Raw genomic sequence first — 15,602 nt, 5'->3', positions numbered from 1 at the left:
GGCAAGCGCATCCGCGAACTCACCGGCGGCGAGGACGTGGACATCGTCTTCGAGCACCCCGGCCGCGAGACCTTCGGCGCCTCCGTCTACGTCACACGCAAGGGCGGCACCATCACCACCTGCGCCTCCACGTCCGGCTACAACCACGAGTACGACAACCGCTACCTGTGGATGTCGCTGAAGCGGATCGTGGGCTCGCACTTCGCCAACTACCGCGAGGCGTGGGAGGCCAACCGGCTCGTCGCCAAGGGCAGGATCCACCCCACGCTGTCGAAGGTCTACTCGCTGGAGGACACCGGCCAGGCCGCCTACGACGTCCACCGCAACCTCCACCAGGGCAAGGTCGGCGTGCTGGCGCTCGCCCCGCGCGAAGGGCTCGGCGTGCGCAACGAGGAGATGCGCGCCCAGCACATCGACGCCATCAACCGCTTCCGGCTGAGCGAACCGGTGTGAGTCAAACCGCCGCGTAGAGCTCTCAGCGGCACGGCCGGTACGACCGGTACGACAAATCCTGGCAAACGCAAGCCAGTTCGAGCCAAAAGCGCCGTGCACCCCGCACCGTTCGGGCCATCGCCGCCCGGAGAGCCAGCAGAAAATCCGAGCTCTGAGTCAAGCCGGGGTGTAATACGATCGTTCAGCCCCTGGGCCCAGGTACACACTGAGAGTTGGAAGCAATGCGCTGGTCAAACATGTACATCCCGACGCTCCGCGAGGACCCCGCGGACGCGGACGCCGCGAGTCACCGCCTACTGCTGCGCGCTGGTTTCATGCGCCAGCTCATGGCCGGACACTACTCGCTGCTGCCCTTCGCGATGCGGGTACGGAACAAGATCATCAACATCATCCGTGAGGAGATGAACGAGATCGGCGGCCAGGAGTTCCTGCTGCCGACGATGCATCCCGCGGAGATCTGGCACCGCTCGGGCCGCTGGGACGTCATGGGCCAGGAGATGTTCCGTCTGGAGGACCGCAAGGGTGCCTCGGTCGCCCTCGGCGTCACCCATGAGGAGATCTTCACGACCGTCGCCCAGGAGTTGAACTCGTACCGGGACCTGCCGCAGATCTGGTACCAGTTCCAGACGAAGTACCGCGACGAGCCGCGCCCCAAGTCCGGGCTCATCCGGGTACGCGAGTTCACGATGAAGGACTCCTACAGCTTCGACCTGGACGACGCGGGCCTGGACCGGTCCTACGTCCTCCACCGCGATGCCTACGTACGCATCTTCAAGCGCCTCGGTATCCCCGCCACGCCCGTGCACGCCTCCAACGGCACCATGGGCGGCAGCGACTCGGTCGAGTTCATGTGCCCCTCCCCGGCCGGCGAGGACGACGTGGTCACGTGCTCGTCGTGCGACTACGCCGCGAACATCGAGAAGGCCACCTCGTCCCTGGAGCCCGTCGAGGACAAGGGCGGATCCACCGACCCCGAGGCCTTCGACACCCCCGGCATCCGGACCATCGACGACCTCACCGAGCAGTTCGACGTGCCGGGCAACCGTCAGATCAAGACCCTGGTCTACGTGGTGGACGACCGGGTGACCCTGGTCCTGCTCCGCGGCGACCACGAACTGGTCGATCAGAAGCTCACCGACGCCACCGGCGCCACCACGGTGCGCCCGGCCCACCCGGACGAGATCCGCGAGGCCCTCGGCGCCCTTCCCGGCAGCCTCGGGGCGGTCGGCGTCTCCGGGATCCCGGTGGTCGCCGACCTCGAACTGCGCGGCCGCACCGCCATGGTGACCGGCGCGAACAAGGACGGGGTGCACCTCCGCGGTGTCGACGTGGAGCGGGACATCGCGCCGGGGCAGTGGGCCGACCTGCGAGCCGTCCGCACGGGCGAGGCCTGCCCGCAGTGCGGCGGCACCCTGAGCATGCACCGCGCCGTCGAGGTCGCCCACATCTTCAAGCTGGGCCACAAGTACAGCATTCCGCTCGACGCCCACGTGCTCAATCAGGAGGGCAAGCAGACCCCGATCACCATGGCGAGCTTCGGCATCGGCGTCGAGCGCGCCCTCGCCTGCGTCGCCGAGACCCACCACGACGAGATGGGCCTGCGCTGGCCCGTGCAGCTCGCCCCGTTCGAGGTCACCGTCGTGGTCGCGCAGCCGAAGGACGCCGAGGTCTCCCGTGTCGCCGAGGAGATCTACCGGAGTCTGCGCGACACGGGCGTCGACGTCATCATCGACGACCGCGACGAGCGGCCGGGAGCGAAGTTCCGGGACGCGGAGCTGACCGGAATCCCCTACCGGGTGGTCGTCGGCACACGTGGACTCGCTGAGGGCCAGGTCGAGTTGACCCACCGCATCACGGGCGAGCGCGTCCAGCTGCCGGTCGCCGAGGCGGCCACCCACGTCGAAGGCCTCGTACGGGCGGCCGTGCGCGGCTAGGTTCTTTCGTCCGGATCATGCCGCGGCACGCGAGCCCGGCATGATCCGGACGAGAGGCCATCGGCCGTTCCTGACGGCTCCGGGTGTGCTGGGGGAATCTCGTGGCCGGCCGGGCAGGCCGCCTGTGTGTTCGGCGGCGCGAGTCACCGCGGACACCGGGTGCCCGGCGACGGCACTCAGTGGGCGGGTTCCGGCTCGGACGACGGCTGCCACTCCCGCCTGAGCAGCCCGTAGATCCACGAGTCGGAGACGTCGCCGTTGACGACGCAGTCTTCCCGCAAGGTCCCCTCACGCACGAAGCCGAGCTTCTCCAGCACGCGGGCAGAAGCCACGTTGCGTGTATCGGCCTCGGCCTGGACGCGATTCAGGTCCAGTGTGTCGAAGGCCCACCGCAGCAGAGCGCGCGCGGCCTCCGTCGCGTAGCCGTGGCCCCACGCCGCGTCGGCGAAGCAGTAGCCGAGCGACGCGCTGCGGAAATCCGGATTCCAGCTGTTCAGGGTGCACCAGCCGATGAACGCCCCGTCGGAGACACGATCCACGGCCAGCCGCGCCCCGGTGCCCTCCTGTGCCATCTGCCGGCACATCGTGATGAACCTCTCGGCGCGCGCGCGTTCGGTCCACGGCGGCGAGTCCCAGTAGCGCAGCACGTAGGCACTGCTGTGCAGCGCGAAGAGCTCGTTCGCATCCGCGTCTTCGAAGGCACGCAGCCGAAGGCGGGCGGTCTGCAACGAGGGGGTGGGCAACGATGCCCTCATGTTCTCTCCCGTGATCGGCGACCGGCCCATCAGACATCCGATGCGGGTCACTCGCAACGCGTTTTCCCGGCGGGTCGGCGGACGTGTCCGCTCATCGGCGCGACCGGGCGCCCCATGCCTCTCGGGCAGCGGAGACGCAGCGATCCCGTACGTTTCAGGGACGGCGGACACGACATGACTGAATGAATTGACTCACGTGTCTCAAAAATTCACGATCCCTACAGTCGACACAGCCAGAGGATCGCAAGATGCACAGTACTCACGGGAAACAGGTCACCGAGCCCCTTGACTCAGTGACATGACTGATGATTTTCTCTTGGTCAAGACGGAGTGGATGCGTCACAGCGTTCGCTCCACCACTTCCGAAAAGGAGACCTCCTCATGGAGAAGGCCATCAGCACCTCGGGTGAGTCCGTCCTGTCCGCCCTCCTGGGCGACGCAGAGGCCGTTGCCACGCTGGTCGACCTGAACGTGGACGCGGCCGGCGAGCAGTGGGCCGTGCGTGTCAACCCGACGCTGTCCTGCGTCGGCGCCTGAGCAAGCCCTCCGCGGTGGGGAGTTCCTCCCCACCGCGGGCCTTGCCCGGACCATCGAACGCCCGGTCGCGGAAGCGGAGTTGACATGAAGGAAGTCGCCGTGGCGAACTGGGCCGCTGCGCTGCACACGGCGGACGGCCACCCGGTCTCCCCGCGGGTCGTCGGCATCCGTTCCGGCCGCCCGTCCCTGGAGCAGGTCCCCGGTCCCCGGCTGGACACCCGGCTCCAGGGCGGCGAAGAGGCGGTGCACCTCGTCGGTGCCGCCGCCCGCACCCTGGCGGCGGTGCACACCGCGACACCGCCCGCCGCGCTGCACGACACGGTCACCTTCGAGCATCCCCTGTGGGACCCCGTCCCACTGGAAACCCACCTCGGCCTCTCGACCGCCCAGCGCCGGATCCTGGGCGAGCTCCACACCGACGAGGACCTGCGCTCCCGGGGCCGGCTGATCCGCGACCGCGTGCAAAGGCGGTCCGTCCCCTGCCACGGTGACGCGCGCACGGCGAACTTCTGCGTCGTCGCCCCCCGCACCCCGGTACTGATCGACTGGGAGACCGCCGGATGGGGCAGCCCCGCGGGTGACCTGGCCGCCCTGTGCGGGTCCCTCTTCGCGGACCTGCTCGTCGGCACGGCCGCTCCGGCCGGCACCGGCTCGCGGGCCTCCTCCCGGGCCTCGCTCGCCGCGGCCGTCGAGCGCTGGACCGCAAGCGTGCGCGCGGCCCTTGCCGAGTACCGGCACGCCGCGGGCGCCTGCCCCGACGCCGAGGGGCTGCTGGGCCCCGCCGTCGGCTGCGCGCTGCTGGTACGCGCGTTCGTGCGGGCCGCCTACACGACCTACGACCGGCAGGTGGCCTGCCTGTACGAAATCGGCGCCTCACTCCTACGTGCTCCGGAACGGTGGCGGACGATCGATGTCCAGAGGTGACACAGCCGAGCTCCTGGACCCGCGCGCCCGGCGCGGCCTGCGGGGACTGCGGGCCGAGATCGACCGGCTGCTCGTCCGTCCGTCCCGGGCGCATCCGACGGACGAGGCGGATCTCACGGACCTCGTCTACCGCACCCTGCACAGCAGGAACTTCCCACCGGGCGGCCGGGACAGCGCCAACCGCGCACAGTTCACCGCCATGCTCACCGCCGCCCGTGCCCGTCTCGCCGACGTGACCGTCCCGCATCCGGACTGGACACGCGCGCGGTACGTCGCCGGCCGGCTGATCGTCCGTCATCGCGACGGCTCCGAGGCGGTTCTGCCGCCGTCCGTCGCCGCGACCTGGCCGAAGGACGTACCGGCGCTCGACGCCCCGGCGCTGGCGGTCGCTTCCGACACCCGATGGCTGCGGTGGAACCCACCCGGGCTCCCGGCCGACGCGCTGCGCGCCCGGCTCTATCTCAATGTCCGTCCCGACCGGGCCGTCGACGTGTGGTGCCGGCTGGTCCGGTCGCTCACCGGCTCCCCGGTCGCTTTCGCCACCAAGATCTGTGGCTCCCCCGAGCTGCTGGCCAGGGCGGACAGCATCGTCGTGTATCTGCCCCCGGCCCACCTGCCGGACGCGCTGGCCGCCGTCGACGCGGCCGGCGTGGCCCACGAACTCGCCCCGGAGGTACCGGCATTCAGCTCGCCGGTCGCACCCGGAATCGGCGCGGCGACAGTGCCCGAAGGACAGCCGGCGCACACGAGTGTGGGCCTGCACTGGTCCCGGGAGCTCGCCTCGGGCTGGCTCGACCGGGGCTCCGTGGGCATCGACGAGGTGAGCCGTGAGGTCGCCGCGTCCTGGTCCGACGTACTCCATCGCCTATGAAAGGACGGCAACCGTGCCTTCTGCTCCGCCTTCCGACCGTCCCGTCGACTCGCCCTCCGCTCCGCCGCTGACCGCCGGGCAGCAGGCCGCCTTCGCCCGGGACGGATTCCTGTTCCCGGTTGATGCCGTGTCAGCGGCCGAGGCCGCCGGTCTGGTCACCGACGTGGAACGGCATCTGGACGAGTCCCGGCGCGCCGGCGGTCTGCTGGCCTCCCTGGCCGCCGGCCCCAAGATCCACCTGCTCCAGCCATGGGCCGACCGTCTGGTGCGCGACCCCCGGCTGCTGCGCATCGCCCGCAGCCTGCTCGGGGACGACCTGCTGGTGTGGAGCACCAACATCTTCGTCAAGCGTCCGGGCAAGCAGGTCACTTACGCCTGGCACCAGGACGCGCTGACCTACGAACTGAACCGCGGCGAACTGGGTTCCGTACGGATCTGGCTGGCGCTCACCGACACCAGTGCGGAGAACGGCACACTGCGCTACGCGGCGGGCAGTCACCGGGACGGTGTCTTCCGGCACCGTCGCGCGGCGGCCGACACGGCGACGAAGGTCGGCGACGAGGTGGCCGTCGACATCGACGGCTTCGCCCTGCACGACGTCACGCTCTCCGCCGGGCAGTGCTCCCTGCACGACATGCTCGTCGTGCACGGATCCAGCGGCAACGGCACGGACCGCCCGCGTATCGCCTTCGCCGTCGACTACCTGTCCACGCGCGTACGCCCCATCGGCGCGCTGCCGGACTCCGCGATGCTGGTCAGCGGCCATGACGAGTACGGCCACTTCCTCCCGGAGCGCGGCCCGGCGGGCCGGGACCCGCGCGAGGCGCTGGAGGACTACCGAGTGGCGGTATCGGCGCGGGTGGCCCGGCTGCGACATGCCGAACAGGAGCAGACGCGGGCCGGTCTGCTCGACATCTGCGCACCCGCCCCCGGCGTCCCGGCCTGATCACGAAACGGTCGTCCGCGGGGTCCCGGAGGGACCCCGCGGACGACCGGTCGGCTCCGGTCCCGCACCCGGGCGGGCGGCCGACCGGAGGTCAGCCCTTCAGCGCTGCCGCCGCCTTCTGCGGGCCGAGTGCGCTCCGGTGCCCCAGCTGCGACATGCTCTGGCGATACGCCCACAGGGCCCGCCCGGTGTCCCCGCCCACCTCGAAGGACTCGGCCAACTCGGCCCATGCGAAGGCGGATTGGCGGCTCGCTCCGGAAGCTTCCAGATGCGTCGCGGCGATCTCCTGGACCCGCTTGGCCTCCGCCTGGTCCCCCTTGCGGAAATGGGTGGTCGCCAGCACCAGCAGCGTGCGGGCCGTCTGGAGCCGGTGTCCGGACCCCAGCCTCTCCAGCCCCTCGGTCGCGTAGGCGATCGCGGCGTCGAAGTCCCCCAGCTGCAGGGTCGCATGGGCCAGGTTCGTGAAGACGTAGGCCAGGTCCACCGCGCCGCCGACGTCCTCCAACGCCGTTCGCGCCTGGTCGAGGAGGGTCCGGGCCATGTCGGGGCGCGGCGGATCCACGTTCAGCAGCACGGACGCGTAGGCGGTCTGCAGCCGGGCGATGGCGCGGTCGTTGTCACCCTCCGAGTACATGGCGAGCGCCCGCTCCACCATGGCCGCGGCTTCCTCGTGATGGCCGTTGCGGTGGGCCACCAGGCCCGCGTTCCAGTACGCCGCGCCGATGGCCCGGCGGTCGTCGAACGCACCCGCCTGTTCGATGGCCTCCTGGGCGAGCGACTCCGCCGTGTACAGGTCACCGCGCTCCACGTAGAGCCCGACCAGCGTGGAGATCAGCTCGATGCCCTCGACCGTCGGTACGATCTTGAGTTCGCGGAGCTCCGCGAACGCCTTCTCTCCCGCCTCGATCCCGCGATCGAGGTCGCCCAGCTCCCGCAGACACCGGCAGAGGGCGATCACCAGGGACAGGCTCGACACCTTCCCCCGGTCCGTGGGTCGCAGCCGTAGCAGCGCCTCGTACTTCCGCGCGGCCTCCTCAAGCCGGCCGAGGCCCTCCAGCGCACGGGCGACACCCCACTGCGCCTGGGACTCGTGGCGTGGCAGGGCCGCTTCCCCCGCACGTCCGGCCACGTCCTCGAATGCCTCCAGGGCCGCTTGGGGCTGCCCGGAGGCGATCGAGAGCTCGGCGAACTTCAAGTCCAGATCCAGGTCCGCCCCGGGATCCTCGTGCAGGCATTCGAGCAAGTACTCGGGCTCGCAGTTGAGCTTTCCGGCGAGCCCGCGCAACACGTCCTCGGAGGGCATGCGCTTTCCCGCCTCCAGCAGGGAGACGTAGCTCGGCGAGAGCTCGTCCCCTGCGAGTTCAGCCTGGGAGAGCCCAAGGCGTCGGCGTAGCTCCCGAATTCTGGATCCCAGCTGGTTCGCGGCTGACATCTCGGCCTCGCTCATGACTCGTGGATTTGACTCTTCATCCTACCCCTTGACGGGGCCTGTATCGAAGGGCCTTAGGTTCAGAAGGCGCCTTCGAACCCGGACGGCTCGGAAGGCTCGGACAGCTCGGACGGCCAAGGCAGTTGCAGCGGACCGGCGTCCCGCAGCAGGGCGAACCCTCGCCGCCACGCGTCCACGGCCTTCTGCCGCGCCCCCAGACCGAAACAGACCTCCGCGACCTCGCCCCAGAGAACGGCCAGCCGCCGCAGGTCGCTGCCCCCCTTGCCCAGCGCCGCGACCGCCTCGTCGCAGCGCGCCAGGGCCTCGGAGCGCCGCTTCCCCAGCGCGAGGGCCGCCGCGCTGAGGACCAGGGCCTGGGCCTGGTCCGCACCGGGCGCGCTGTCCAGCAGCGTCAGTGCGCGGTCGATGAACGCGATGGCCGCTGCTGTGTCGTCTCCGACCAGGGCACTCCGGGCCAACATCTGGTAGCAGCGGGCGGCTTCGGTGAAACGGCGGCCCCGTTCGTGTATGTCGGCCGCGCGGCGCAGGTCCGACTCGGCTTCCTGCGGGTGCTCGCCGCCGTCCCACAGCAGGACCGTTCCGTGCAGTGCCAGGGCTTCGCCCAGGACCGCCTCGCCATTGGTCCGCACAAGGAGATCCACGGCCCGGTACGCCATGCCCACGGCCTCCGTGGTCCGGCCCGCGTCCCGGGCCGCCTGGCCGGCGGCCCAGTAGGCCTGGGCCAGCTGCCAGGGGTCCCGGAGCGCCTCGCCCTGGGCGATGGCCGTGACCACCAGTTCGCGCGCGCGGGCCGTGTCCCCGCGCTGCAGATGGGCGCGGACGAGTTCGCACAGGATCTCGATGGCCGCGGCGGACGGCACGATGCCGCGTTCGCGCAGCTCGGCCAGGGCCTGCTCGCCGAGGTCGATGGCCCGGCTCGTCGCGCCCAGTTCGTTCGCACAGCGGCACAACGACCCGACGATGTCCCATCGGCAGGGGCGCTCGTCCTCCGCGAACGGGGCGTCCCGGAAGAGGAGCGAGTAGATGTCGAGCGCGTCGCTGAAGCGTTCGAGCCGCTCCAGCGACCTCGCCTGACCCCAGGCCGCCTGGCGTTCCCGTTCCGGATGAGCGGCCTCGGCCGCCTGGCGCCGGACCTCACCGAAACGCTCCAGCGCGAGAGCCGGATCCTCGCCGGCCAGAGCCCATTCGGCCTCGGCGAGAGCGAAGTCGACCGCCGCGTCGGCCTCGGCGTGGATCTCGCCCGGTGGGCAGTCGAGTCTCGCGGCGATCAGTTCCAGCGCGCGGGGCGAGGGCAGCCGTTTGCCGGCCTCGATCAGGGAGATGTAGCTGGCGGAAAACTCCGGTCCGGCCAAGTCGGCCTGCGAGAGACCGCGCATCGTCCGCAGATGTCTGATACGGCCACCGATCCCGGGATCCACTTAAGGCCCCTTCCCTCTTCATATGACTCTTTACCATGACTAGCTAAATCAATCGACCCGCATCGACGCGAGCGTCCAGCCAGCGACAAGACCAGCCAAGGCAATGAATCCAAGGGTCCACAAGATACCACGTCATGACTGATCAATGTGACAATCATCGCCTTCCGAGAGAGATTACCGCACCGCCGAAGGCTCGGATTCCGCCTCGGCCGGGTTCCTGACGTGCGGCGCCCGACCCGCAGGGCCGCCTCGGAGGTCCCGTACGCCGGGGAGACTCACAGGGCCAGCAGCACGTGGAACGCTTCCGCGGCCGTCTTCACGACCTCGTCCGGTACGGACCCGTCGGCCGGCAGCGCTCTGCCGCCGGAGATCCAGATCGTCGCCATGCCCGCCGCCTGCGCGCCCGCGATGTCGTGGCGCAGGGAGTCGCCCACCATCCACGCCCCCTCCAGATCGCGCCCGGCGTACTGCGCCACCCGGCGGAAGATCTCCGGGTCGGGCTTGCTCACCGCCTCGTCGTAGGCGTAACACACCACGTCGAACAGGTCGATCAGCCCGTCGCGCATCTTCGGCCGTTGCTCGGTCTCCATGCCGTTGGTCAGCAGCGCGGTCCGCCAACCGCGCTCGCGCATCAGCCGCAGGTTGTCCAGTACGCCGTCGAAGGGCCGGGCGAGATACGACAGGCGCCGTGCGAACGTCTTGTGCAGTTGGGCCGGTGACTCCGGGAAACCGAAGTGCTCGATCATGGCCCGGAGCGACACCTCGGGGGGAACGGGCCGCTTCTGTTCCGCGCGCAGGAATTCCAGTCCGCCGGGCCCCAACTCCCGCTCCTCGGCGAGTTCGACGAACCAGCGGTCGATCGCGGCGGTGCTGTCCACCAGGGTGTCATCGAGATCGAACATGACGAATCCGTTCACAGTCGGCCACGTACCTCAGGAGTTGACGAGTGAGGACAGCTGGTCCACGACCTCGGTCAGGCTGAGGCCGTCGGTATCGATGTGGGTGGCGTCCGGGATGGCGCCGACGAGGGCGTCCAGGCCGCGGTCGGCCAGACGGGCCCCGGCGTCCTGGCACTTGGTGTCGCCGTTGATCCGCTCGGCGAGCGTGGCGGCCCCGGCGCGCAGTCCGTAGACACTCCAGTCCCAGCGCTCGTCGGTGAACAGCCGACGCAAACGGTCGTACACCATGCCGGGCACGACCACGCCGGCGACCACGACGGAGTCCGCCCCCCACTCCTCGTACGCGGGCAGCAGCGCCGTCAGGTTTCTGGTCATGAGGTCGAACAGCGCCTCGTCGGCACGCCACGGGTGGACGGCGGCGATGGCGTCGAGATCGATCAGCGCGACGCGGCCGGGCAGACGCTTGGTCAGCCGCCGGGACACCTCCGTCTTTCCGACGCCGGGCGCTCCGGTGAGCAGGATGACGCGGGTGGGGGTGCGGGCGGGCAAGGGCCGTTCCTCACTTCTCATATCCGGCTCGACAGGTATGCCAGCCCCTGGGTGGGAGCCCCCGTGACGACGCAGCGGCGGGCCACCCCGTCGGTCCGGGTGCCCAGCACCTCTCCGCTGTGCCAGGAGGCGACTTCGGCGAGCGCCGACGGATTCGGGTCGAGCGGGGCGACCACCACCGAGCGCTCGGCGAGCGCCTGCCGTGCGTCGTCGGCGACGGTCACGTGGACGTGGCGTCTGCCGACGTAGGCGTTGAGTTCGGTGATCAGGGCCCGGTCGACCGTGTCGAGTGCGGTCCGGACGGCGGCCACGGCCTGCGTGGGGTCGTCGAGCAGCAGCTGCCACTCCTGGCGGGTGTCGGCCCGGACCAGGACGATACGACAGGTGTCACCGGCGGCCCGGGGAGCCGCGACATAGGCGAGCAGCGGCACACCCCGGGACTGCCACAGCCCGGCGTCCCGGCGGGGGGAGTCCGACCCGGCCGCGACCCGGATCCCCGTGGCCGTCAGCGCATCGGCCAGACGGGCCGCGGCAGTTCGCGCCTCGGGAGTGAAGGCGATCAGGCCCACCTGGTCCGGGGCGGTACGCGGGCTCAAGCACAGCGACCGGTCGGAGCGCAGGCCCAGCAGCAGGTGGGCGAGGACCAGCCGGCGGGTGATGGCGGCGGTCACATGGTGGGTGAAGCGCCGCTCCCCGTGGCTGCGGACCGCCACTCCGTAGGCGCGGGAGAACCGTTGCCCCTGGTCGTACAGGCAGCCCACCTGGACGCTGGCACCGGTGGGCAGCGGGACATCGCCTCCGACGGAGGCGTCGGCGACCGCGCCGTTGTTGCCCTCCCGGGGGCGGTCGGACCACAGGACCGGGACGGTGTAGTCGGCCGCGACCCGCTTCAGCGCCTCGCCCAGGGCCCGGTACTCGGACTCGGCGGCGGGCCGGTCGGCGAAACAGGCCTGGGCCTCGAACACGTCGCCCGCTTCCATGGCCTTGAACACGCTCCGCCCGGACCTGCTGCCGGTGGGCATCGGCCGGAAGTACCGGGCCCGGCGCAGGGACCGGATGGGCAGGTCCGACTCGTGGCGCACCAGGCGCGCCCAGTGGGTGTAGACGGTGGCCTCGCCGGTCGGGCTGAGCACCGCGCGCGGATTGCCCGCCGCCAGACCCGCCCGGTCGGCGGCGTACAGCAGCCGGCCCTCGACGTCGAACAGCTCGGCTGTGGGCCGGTAGATGTCGGCGGGAGCCAGGAACGGGTAGTCGTACTCGTCGTAACCCGCCTGCCGCAGGCTGGACTTGACCAGGTCGGCGAAGCGCTCGACGATCCGCACCCCGTACGGCAGAACCACGGTCGCGCCCGGCAGGGCGATACTCCTGGAATCCAGCACGCCCGTGCGGTGGAGCACTTCGGCGAACTTGCCGAGGTCCGGCCCGTCGGCCCCGGCCCGGGCGGTGGCGTCGGTCAACGCGCCGACGGTACCCGTCCGGCCTGCCTGCCAGACCGGGGCGGGACCGGTCCCCGGCCCCGGCTCGGGCGGCTGCGGCAGATACGGCAGCAGCCCGTCGGCCATGCCCGGTGGCGTCGGCGTGGTCACGCTCACCGTTTCGCCACCCCCTTGCTCACGGCGTCCGGAAGGGCCTGCTGCGCCTGTTGGGCCTGCTCGATGGTGGAGGCCCCCAGCTCACTGACGCACAGCCGGAACTTGCCGGTCGGGGAGGTCGGCATCCGGTCGAGCAGCTCGATGTCCAGGGTGAAGGGGTAGCCGGTGTGCCGGTGGATCTGGCGCCTGATCTCCGCCAGCCGTTCCTGGTCGGGGCGGCGCTCGGTGTAGATCCGCAGCGTGAGGCTGTCGGTGTCGGTCTGGATGATCTGGAACCAGAGCACCTCCTCGAACCGCATCAGCAGGTACGAGAAGAAGTACGAGTCGATCGCGGAGCCGGTCGGGGTGATGATCAGGTCCTGCAGCCGGCCGGCCACGGAGGACATGCGGGGGAACGGCCCGGTGCCGGAGTCGGGGCGCTCCTCCAGCGCGGCCACGTCGGAGGTCTCGTACCGGATCAGCGGCATCGAGTCGTTGTTGAGGGTGGTCAGGACGACGCGACCGCGTTCCCCGGGCGGGCAGGGCCTGCCGTCGTCGTCGAGGATCTCCACGACCACGTTCTCCGACTGGATGAGCATCGCGCTGTGGTCCGGGGCCTCGTGCGAGACGATGTTCGTCTCGCGGGAGCCGTACTTGTCGTACACCTCGCAGCCCAGCACCTGTCCGATGCGTTCGCGCAGAGCCGGCGGCAGTGGTTCGGAGGTGCCCTGGACGGCTTTCAGCCGGGGGAACTCCATGCCGTGCCGCTGGACCTCGCGCGCGATGAGATGCATCGCGTTCGAGTAGGTGCTGATCAGCGTGGGCTGGAAGGCGGCGAGGCTCTCCGCGAAGCGTGAGATCAGCTGGGGGGAGAGTTCGAAGGTGTTGAACTCCCGCCGGTTCGTCAGCAGATTGTCGACGCGGTCGGCGATCTGCTTGAAGGACCAGTAGATCTCCGATCCCCACAGCAGGGCGAAGGGGTCGCCCAGCCGCCATCCGTTGCACCACTGGTAGGTCCGCAGCTGGTGGGCGCGCATCCAGAGCCGGAAGTCCTGGTCCTGGATGAACTCGGCGCGCAGCCCGGTGGATCCGCTGGAGTAGTTGGTCTGCAGCGTGGGACGGTCGGCTTCCGACGACAGCAGGTCCGACTGGTGGGTGCGCAGGCCGGTGCGGGTGAGCAGCGGGAGTCGGGCCAGGTCCGCGGGGCCCTGGACATCGGCCGGGGTGAGACCGGCCTCGCCCATGACCCGGCGGTAGTACGGCACGGTCCGGTAGGCGTGCTCGACGAGCCGGCGCAGCTTCTCCGCCTGGATCTCGGCGAGTTGATCCGCTGTCAGGGTCTCGTTGTACTCCAGGACCCGCAGGCGCTCGCGGACGGCCGCACGGCCACGCAGTCGCTGCGAGGCCCAGTAGAGGTTGCGGGCGACGGGTGACGGGACGTTTCTCACGCAAGCTCTCCCTGGGGTGCACGGTGCAGGGCTCGGTATCGGTCCAGGGGCAGCGGAGCGGAGGCGGGCAGCCGGCCACCGGAGCCCGCCTCCAGGCGGGCGCGGTGCGTCCTCGACTGCTCCAGCAGGCCGTCGAGCTCGTCGTTGAACCAGGCGGCGAGGATGGACGAGTGGCTCCAGGAGTCCCCGGTGAAGGCGGGGTCCATGTTCGCGTCGTAGTCGTAGAACAGGACGTCCCGCCCGGCGCGCAGGGCCGCGTGGATCTCGACGACCGCGCGGTCGTCGGCGAGCCGGTCCAGCAGATGCAGATACGTGGGCAGGTAGATCAGCAGCCGGGCCTCGAACAGGCCGAGGACCACGTCGCCGTACTGGAAGACGGAGGCGGCGTAGTCGTAGCCGGGGAGCCTGCGCAGCTCCCCCGGCGGACGCGCCGCGGGGTCCTGGCCGAACATCGCCGGGCAGGTCTCTCCGTCGACGAGCTTGAGCCCCTGCCAGACGCTCTCGACCGATTCTGCGGTCAGCCCGGTGCCCGGGACGGGGATGCGCCAGGAGCGGTCCCGGTGGTACGGGTTCATGGTCCGGAAACGGGCCATGCCGGCCGGGGCGAAGCGGTAGGTGTCCACGCACAGATGCGTACCGGCCTCGGCGGCGGCCACGCCCTGCTCGCGGGCCACGCCGTGAGCGCGTCCGCTAGCCACGGGTGTCCGCTCCGGCGTCCGCGTACGTGATGGGCTCCCAGCCGCTCCCGGCGCCGGCGGGAACCAGGCGGGCCGCGCCGTCGAGGGTGTAGACCGCTCCGTCGGCCCGCTGTTCGGCCAGCTCCCACTGCGGGCGCGGGGTGGTCCATGCGTTGCGACGGGCCCAGTCCACGAGGCGGACCCCGGCCTCCTCGGCGGCGCTCCGCAGGGCGGGAGCCACGTAGGCGTGCGCCACGACGACGACGGGGATCCCCCAGCGGCCGTACTCGGCGATCTCGTCCAGGCGGGGCATGTCCGTCAGGTAGAGCACGCTGCGGGCCGCGACCTCGGGGTCCGGGGCGGTCAGCCGGGGGCGCAGTTCCCACAGGGGTGCCTGCTCCTGCCACAGGACGCGCTCGTTGTCGACGACCAGCAGGGCGGCGGTGCGCTGCGGGTCGGCCTCGACCTCGGACTGGAGCGGGGCCAGCCAGTCGGCGTGGGTACGGAAGTCCATCTCGTAGTCGAGATCTTCGAGTTCGAGCATGAGGGTGCTCATGTTGTGCACGTCCATGGGAGCCACCAGGGACTCCTTGGTGACCGTGATGCCGTGGGACTCCAGGAAGCGGACGCGCTTGGCGTTGTTGCTCAGCAGGTGGACGCTGTCCAGCCCGAGGTGCCGCAGGATCGTGATGACCGGGGAGTAGTCGCGCACATCGAGTTCGGCGCCCAGGTTGGCGAAGACCTCTTCGGTGTCGAGCTGCTCCACCTGGCGCATGCGGTAGATCTCGAAATGAGCGGCGGTGCCCAGACCGCGGGCGTCCTGGTCCAGGGCATAGATGATCAGGCCGCGTCCGCTCTCGGCGATGCGCCGGGAGGCCTCGTAGAGCTGGAATCCGCAGTCGCACTGGCGGGAGTTGAACACGTGGCCGAAGACGCATGCGGACTCGATGCGCAGCGGCATCGGGGCGGTGTCCTCCAGCGAGCCCGTCCAGGCGGCGACCCAGCGGCCGGTCTCGAAGGTGAAGTGCAGCAGGTTGAAGCGCTGCACGGTATCGGCGAACTTGAGCGGCAGGCGCGCCGGTCCGTCGATGCGGTATCCGTCAAAGTGTTCTGTCATGTGAATTCCCTCTTGGCACGATGGACGCCGACGCCGTTCTCACCAGCGCTTCC

Annotated in this window: 15 protein-coding genes; 6 read left to right on the top strand and 9 right to left on the bottom strand. The window is 70.5% G+C overall.

Features of this window, described 5'->3' with window-relative positions; genetic code table 11:
- On the top strand, positions 1–453 hold a 453-nt coding region (locus tag ACFYY1_RS34860; RefSeq protein WP_388592730.1), incomplete at its 5' end, for a zinc-binding dehydrogenase.
- 221 nt (positions 454–674) lie between these two features.
- Positions 675–2,387, top strand: coding sequence for a proline--tRNA ligase (locus ACFYY1_RS34855; RefSeq protein ID WP_388592728.1), 1,713 nt, complete (start codon positions 675–677; stop codon positions 2,385–2,387).
- Between the two features lie 176 nt (positions 2,388–2,563).
- Here ACFYY1_RS34855 and ACFYY1_RS34850 read toward each other — a convergent pair whose 3' ends face one another.
- Entirely contained in the window at positions 2,564–3,142 is a 579-nt protein-coding gene (locus tag ACFYY1_RS34850; protein WP_388592726.1) for a GNAT family N-acetyltransferase, read from the bottom strand.
- A 381-nt stretch (positions 3,143–3,523) separates the two neighbouring features.
- On the opposite strand from ACFYY1_RS34850, the gene ACFYY1_RS34845 reads away from it, so the two are divergent.
- The 4 genes from ACFYY1_RS34845 (at position 3,524) to ACFYY1_RS34830 (ending at position 6,420) form a co-directional block, all read left to right on the top strand.
- A complete protein-coding gene (locus ACFYY1_RS34845) occupies positions 3,524–3,679 on the top strand; it encodes a hypothetical protein (protein ID WP_388592724.1) in 156 nt (51 codons plus the stop codon).
- Positions 3,680–3,763: 84 nt separating this feature from the next.
- Positions 3,764–4,603, top strand: coding sequence for a phosphotransferase (locus ACFYY1_RS34840; protein ID WP_388592721.1), 840 nt, complete (start codon positions 3,764–3,766; stop codon positions 4,601–4,603).
- The gene (locus ACFYY1_RS34835; protein ID WP_388592720.1) at positions 4,590–5,474 is read left to right on the top strand and encodes a T3SS effector HopA1 family protein; all 885 of its coding nucleotides are present in this window, start codon (positions 4,590–4,592) and stop codon (positions 5,472–5,474) included. Before ACFYY1_RS34840 ends, ACFYY1_RS34835 begins: the two co-directional genes overlap by 14 nt.
- 13 nt (positions 5,475–5,487) lie before the next feature.
- A complete protein-coding gene (locus ACFYY1_RS34830) occupies positions 5,488–6,420 on the top strand; it encodes a phytanoyl-CoA dioxygenase family protein (protein ID WP_388592718.1) in 933 nt (310 codons plus the stop codon).
- 91 nt (positions 6,421–6,511) lie between these two features.
- Here ACFYY1_RS34830 and ACFYY1_RS34825 read toward each other — a convergent pair whose 3' ends face one another.
- The 8 genes from ACFYY1_RS34825 to ACFYY1_RS34790 form a co-directional block, all read right to left on the bottom strand.
- Entirely contained in the window at positions 6,512–7,867 is a 1,356-nt protein-coding gene (locus tag ACFYY1_RS34825; RefSeq protein WP_388592715.1) for a tetratricopeptide repeat protein, read from the bottom strand.
- A gap of 62 nt (positions 7,868–7,929) precedes the next feature.
- On the bottom strand, positions 7,930–9,288 hold the full coding sequence (locus tag ACFYY1_RS34820; RefSeq protein WP_388592714.1) for a helix-turn-helix domain-containing protein: 1,359 nt from the start codon (positions 9,286–9,288) through the stop codon (positions 7,930–7,932).
- Positions 9,289–9,563: 275 nt separating this feature from the next.
- The gene (locus tag ACFYY1_RS34815; protein ID WP_388592711.1) at positions 9,564–10,190 is read right to left on the bottom strand and encodes an HAD family hydrolase; all 627 of its coding nucleotides are present in this window, start codon (positions 10,188–10,190) and stop codon (positions 9,564–9,566) included.
- Positions 10,191–10,220: 30 nt separating this feature from the next.
- Positions 10,221–10,736, bottom strand: a complete 516-nt coding sequence (locus tag ACFYY1_RS34810) for an AAA family ATPase (RefSeq protein ID WP_388592708.1) — start codon at positions 10,734–10,736, stop codon at positions 10,221–10,223.
- 17 nt (positions 10,737–10,753) lie between these two features.
- Positions 10,754–12,328 (bottom strand): hypothetical protein, encoded by a 1,575-nt coding sequence (locus ACFYY1_RS34805; protein ID WP_388592706.1) that lies wholly within the window; start codon positions 12,326–12,328, stop codon positions 10,754–10,756.
- Entirely contained in the window at positions 12,325–13,755 is a 1,431-nt protein-coding gene (locus tag ACFYY1_RS34800) for a phenylacetate--CoA ligase family protein (RefSeq protein WP_388592704.1), read from the bottom strand. The genes ACFYY1_RS34805 and ACFYY1_RS34800 overlap by 4 nt, the downstream gene beginning before the upstream one ends.
- The gene (locus tag ACFYY1_RS34795; protein ID WP_388592702.1) at positions 13,752–14,453 is read right to left on the bottom strand and encodes a DUF6939 family protein; all 702 of its coding nucleotides are present in this window, start codon (positions 14,451–14,453) and stop codon (positions 13,752–13,754) included. Before ACFYY1_RS34795 ends, ACFYY1_RS34800 begins: the two co-directional genes overlap by 4 nt.
- Complete coding sequence (locus ACFYY1_RS34790; RefSeq protein ID WP_388592700.1) at positions 14,446–15,549, bottom strand: hypothetical protein; 1,104 nt, start codon at positions 15,547–15,549, stop codon at positions 14,446–14,448. Before ACFYY1_RS34790 ends, ACFYY1_RS34795 begins: the two co-directional genes overlap by 8 nt.
- Between the last annotated feature and the right edge of the window lie 53 nt (positions 15,550–15,602).

Origin of the sequence: Streptomyces sp. NPDC001890, assembly GCF_042891445.1 — a bacterium.
In the GTDB taxonomy this organism is placed as follows: domain Bacteria; phylum Actinomycetota; class Actinomycetes; order Streptomycetales; family Streptomycetaceae; genus Streptomyces.
This window is presented reverse-complemented; position numbering and strand designations above follow the sequence as displayed.

Excerpts from the sequence above, each read along its gene's own strand:
- ACFYY1_RS34825 (WP_388592715.1), bottom strand. The coding sequence starts at position 7,867 with ATGAGCGAGGCCGAGATGTCAGCCGCGAACCAGCTGGGATCCAGAATT.
- ACFYY1_RS34815 (WP_388592711.1), bottom strand. The coding sequence starts at position 10,190 with ATGTTCGATCTCGATGACACCCTGGTGGACAGCACCGCCGCGATCGAC.
- ACFYY1_RS34845 (WP_388592724.1), top strand. The coding sequence starts at position 3,524 with ATGGAGAAGGCCATCAGCACCTCGGGTGAGTCCGTCCTGTCCGCCCTC.
- ACFYY1_RS34850 (WP_388592726.1), bottom strand. The coding sequence starts at position 3,142 with ATGAGGGCATCGTTGCCCACCCCCTCGTTGCAGACCGCCCGCCTTCGG.
- ACFYY1_RS34855 (WP_388592728.1), top strand. The coding sequence starts at position 675 with ATGCGCTGGTCAAACATGTACATCCCGACGCTCCGCGAGGACCCCGCG.
- ACFYY1_RS34790 (WP_388592700.1), bottom strand. The coding sequence starts at position 15,549 with ATGACAGAACACTTTGACGGATACCGCATCGACGGACCGGCGCGCCTG.
- ACFYY1_RS34840 (WP_388592721.1), top strand. The coding sequence starts at position 3,764 with ATGAAGGAAGTCGCCGTGGCGAACTGGGCCGCTGCGCTGCACACGGCG.
- ACFYY1_RS34835 (WP_388592720.1), top strand. The coding sequence starts at position 4,590 with ATGTCCAGAGGTGACACAGCCGAGCTCCTGGACCCGCGCGCCCGGCGC.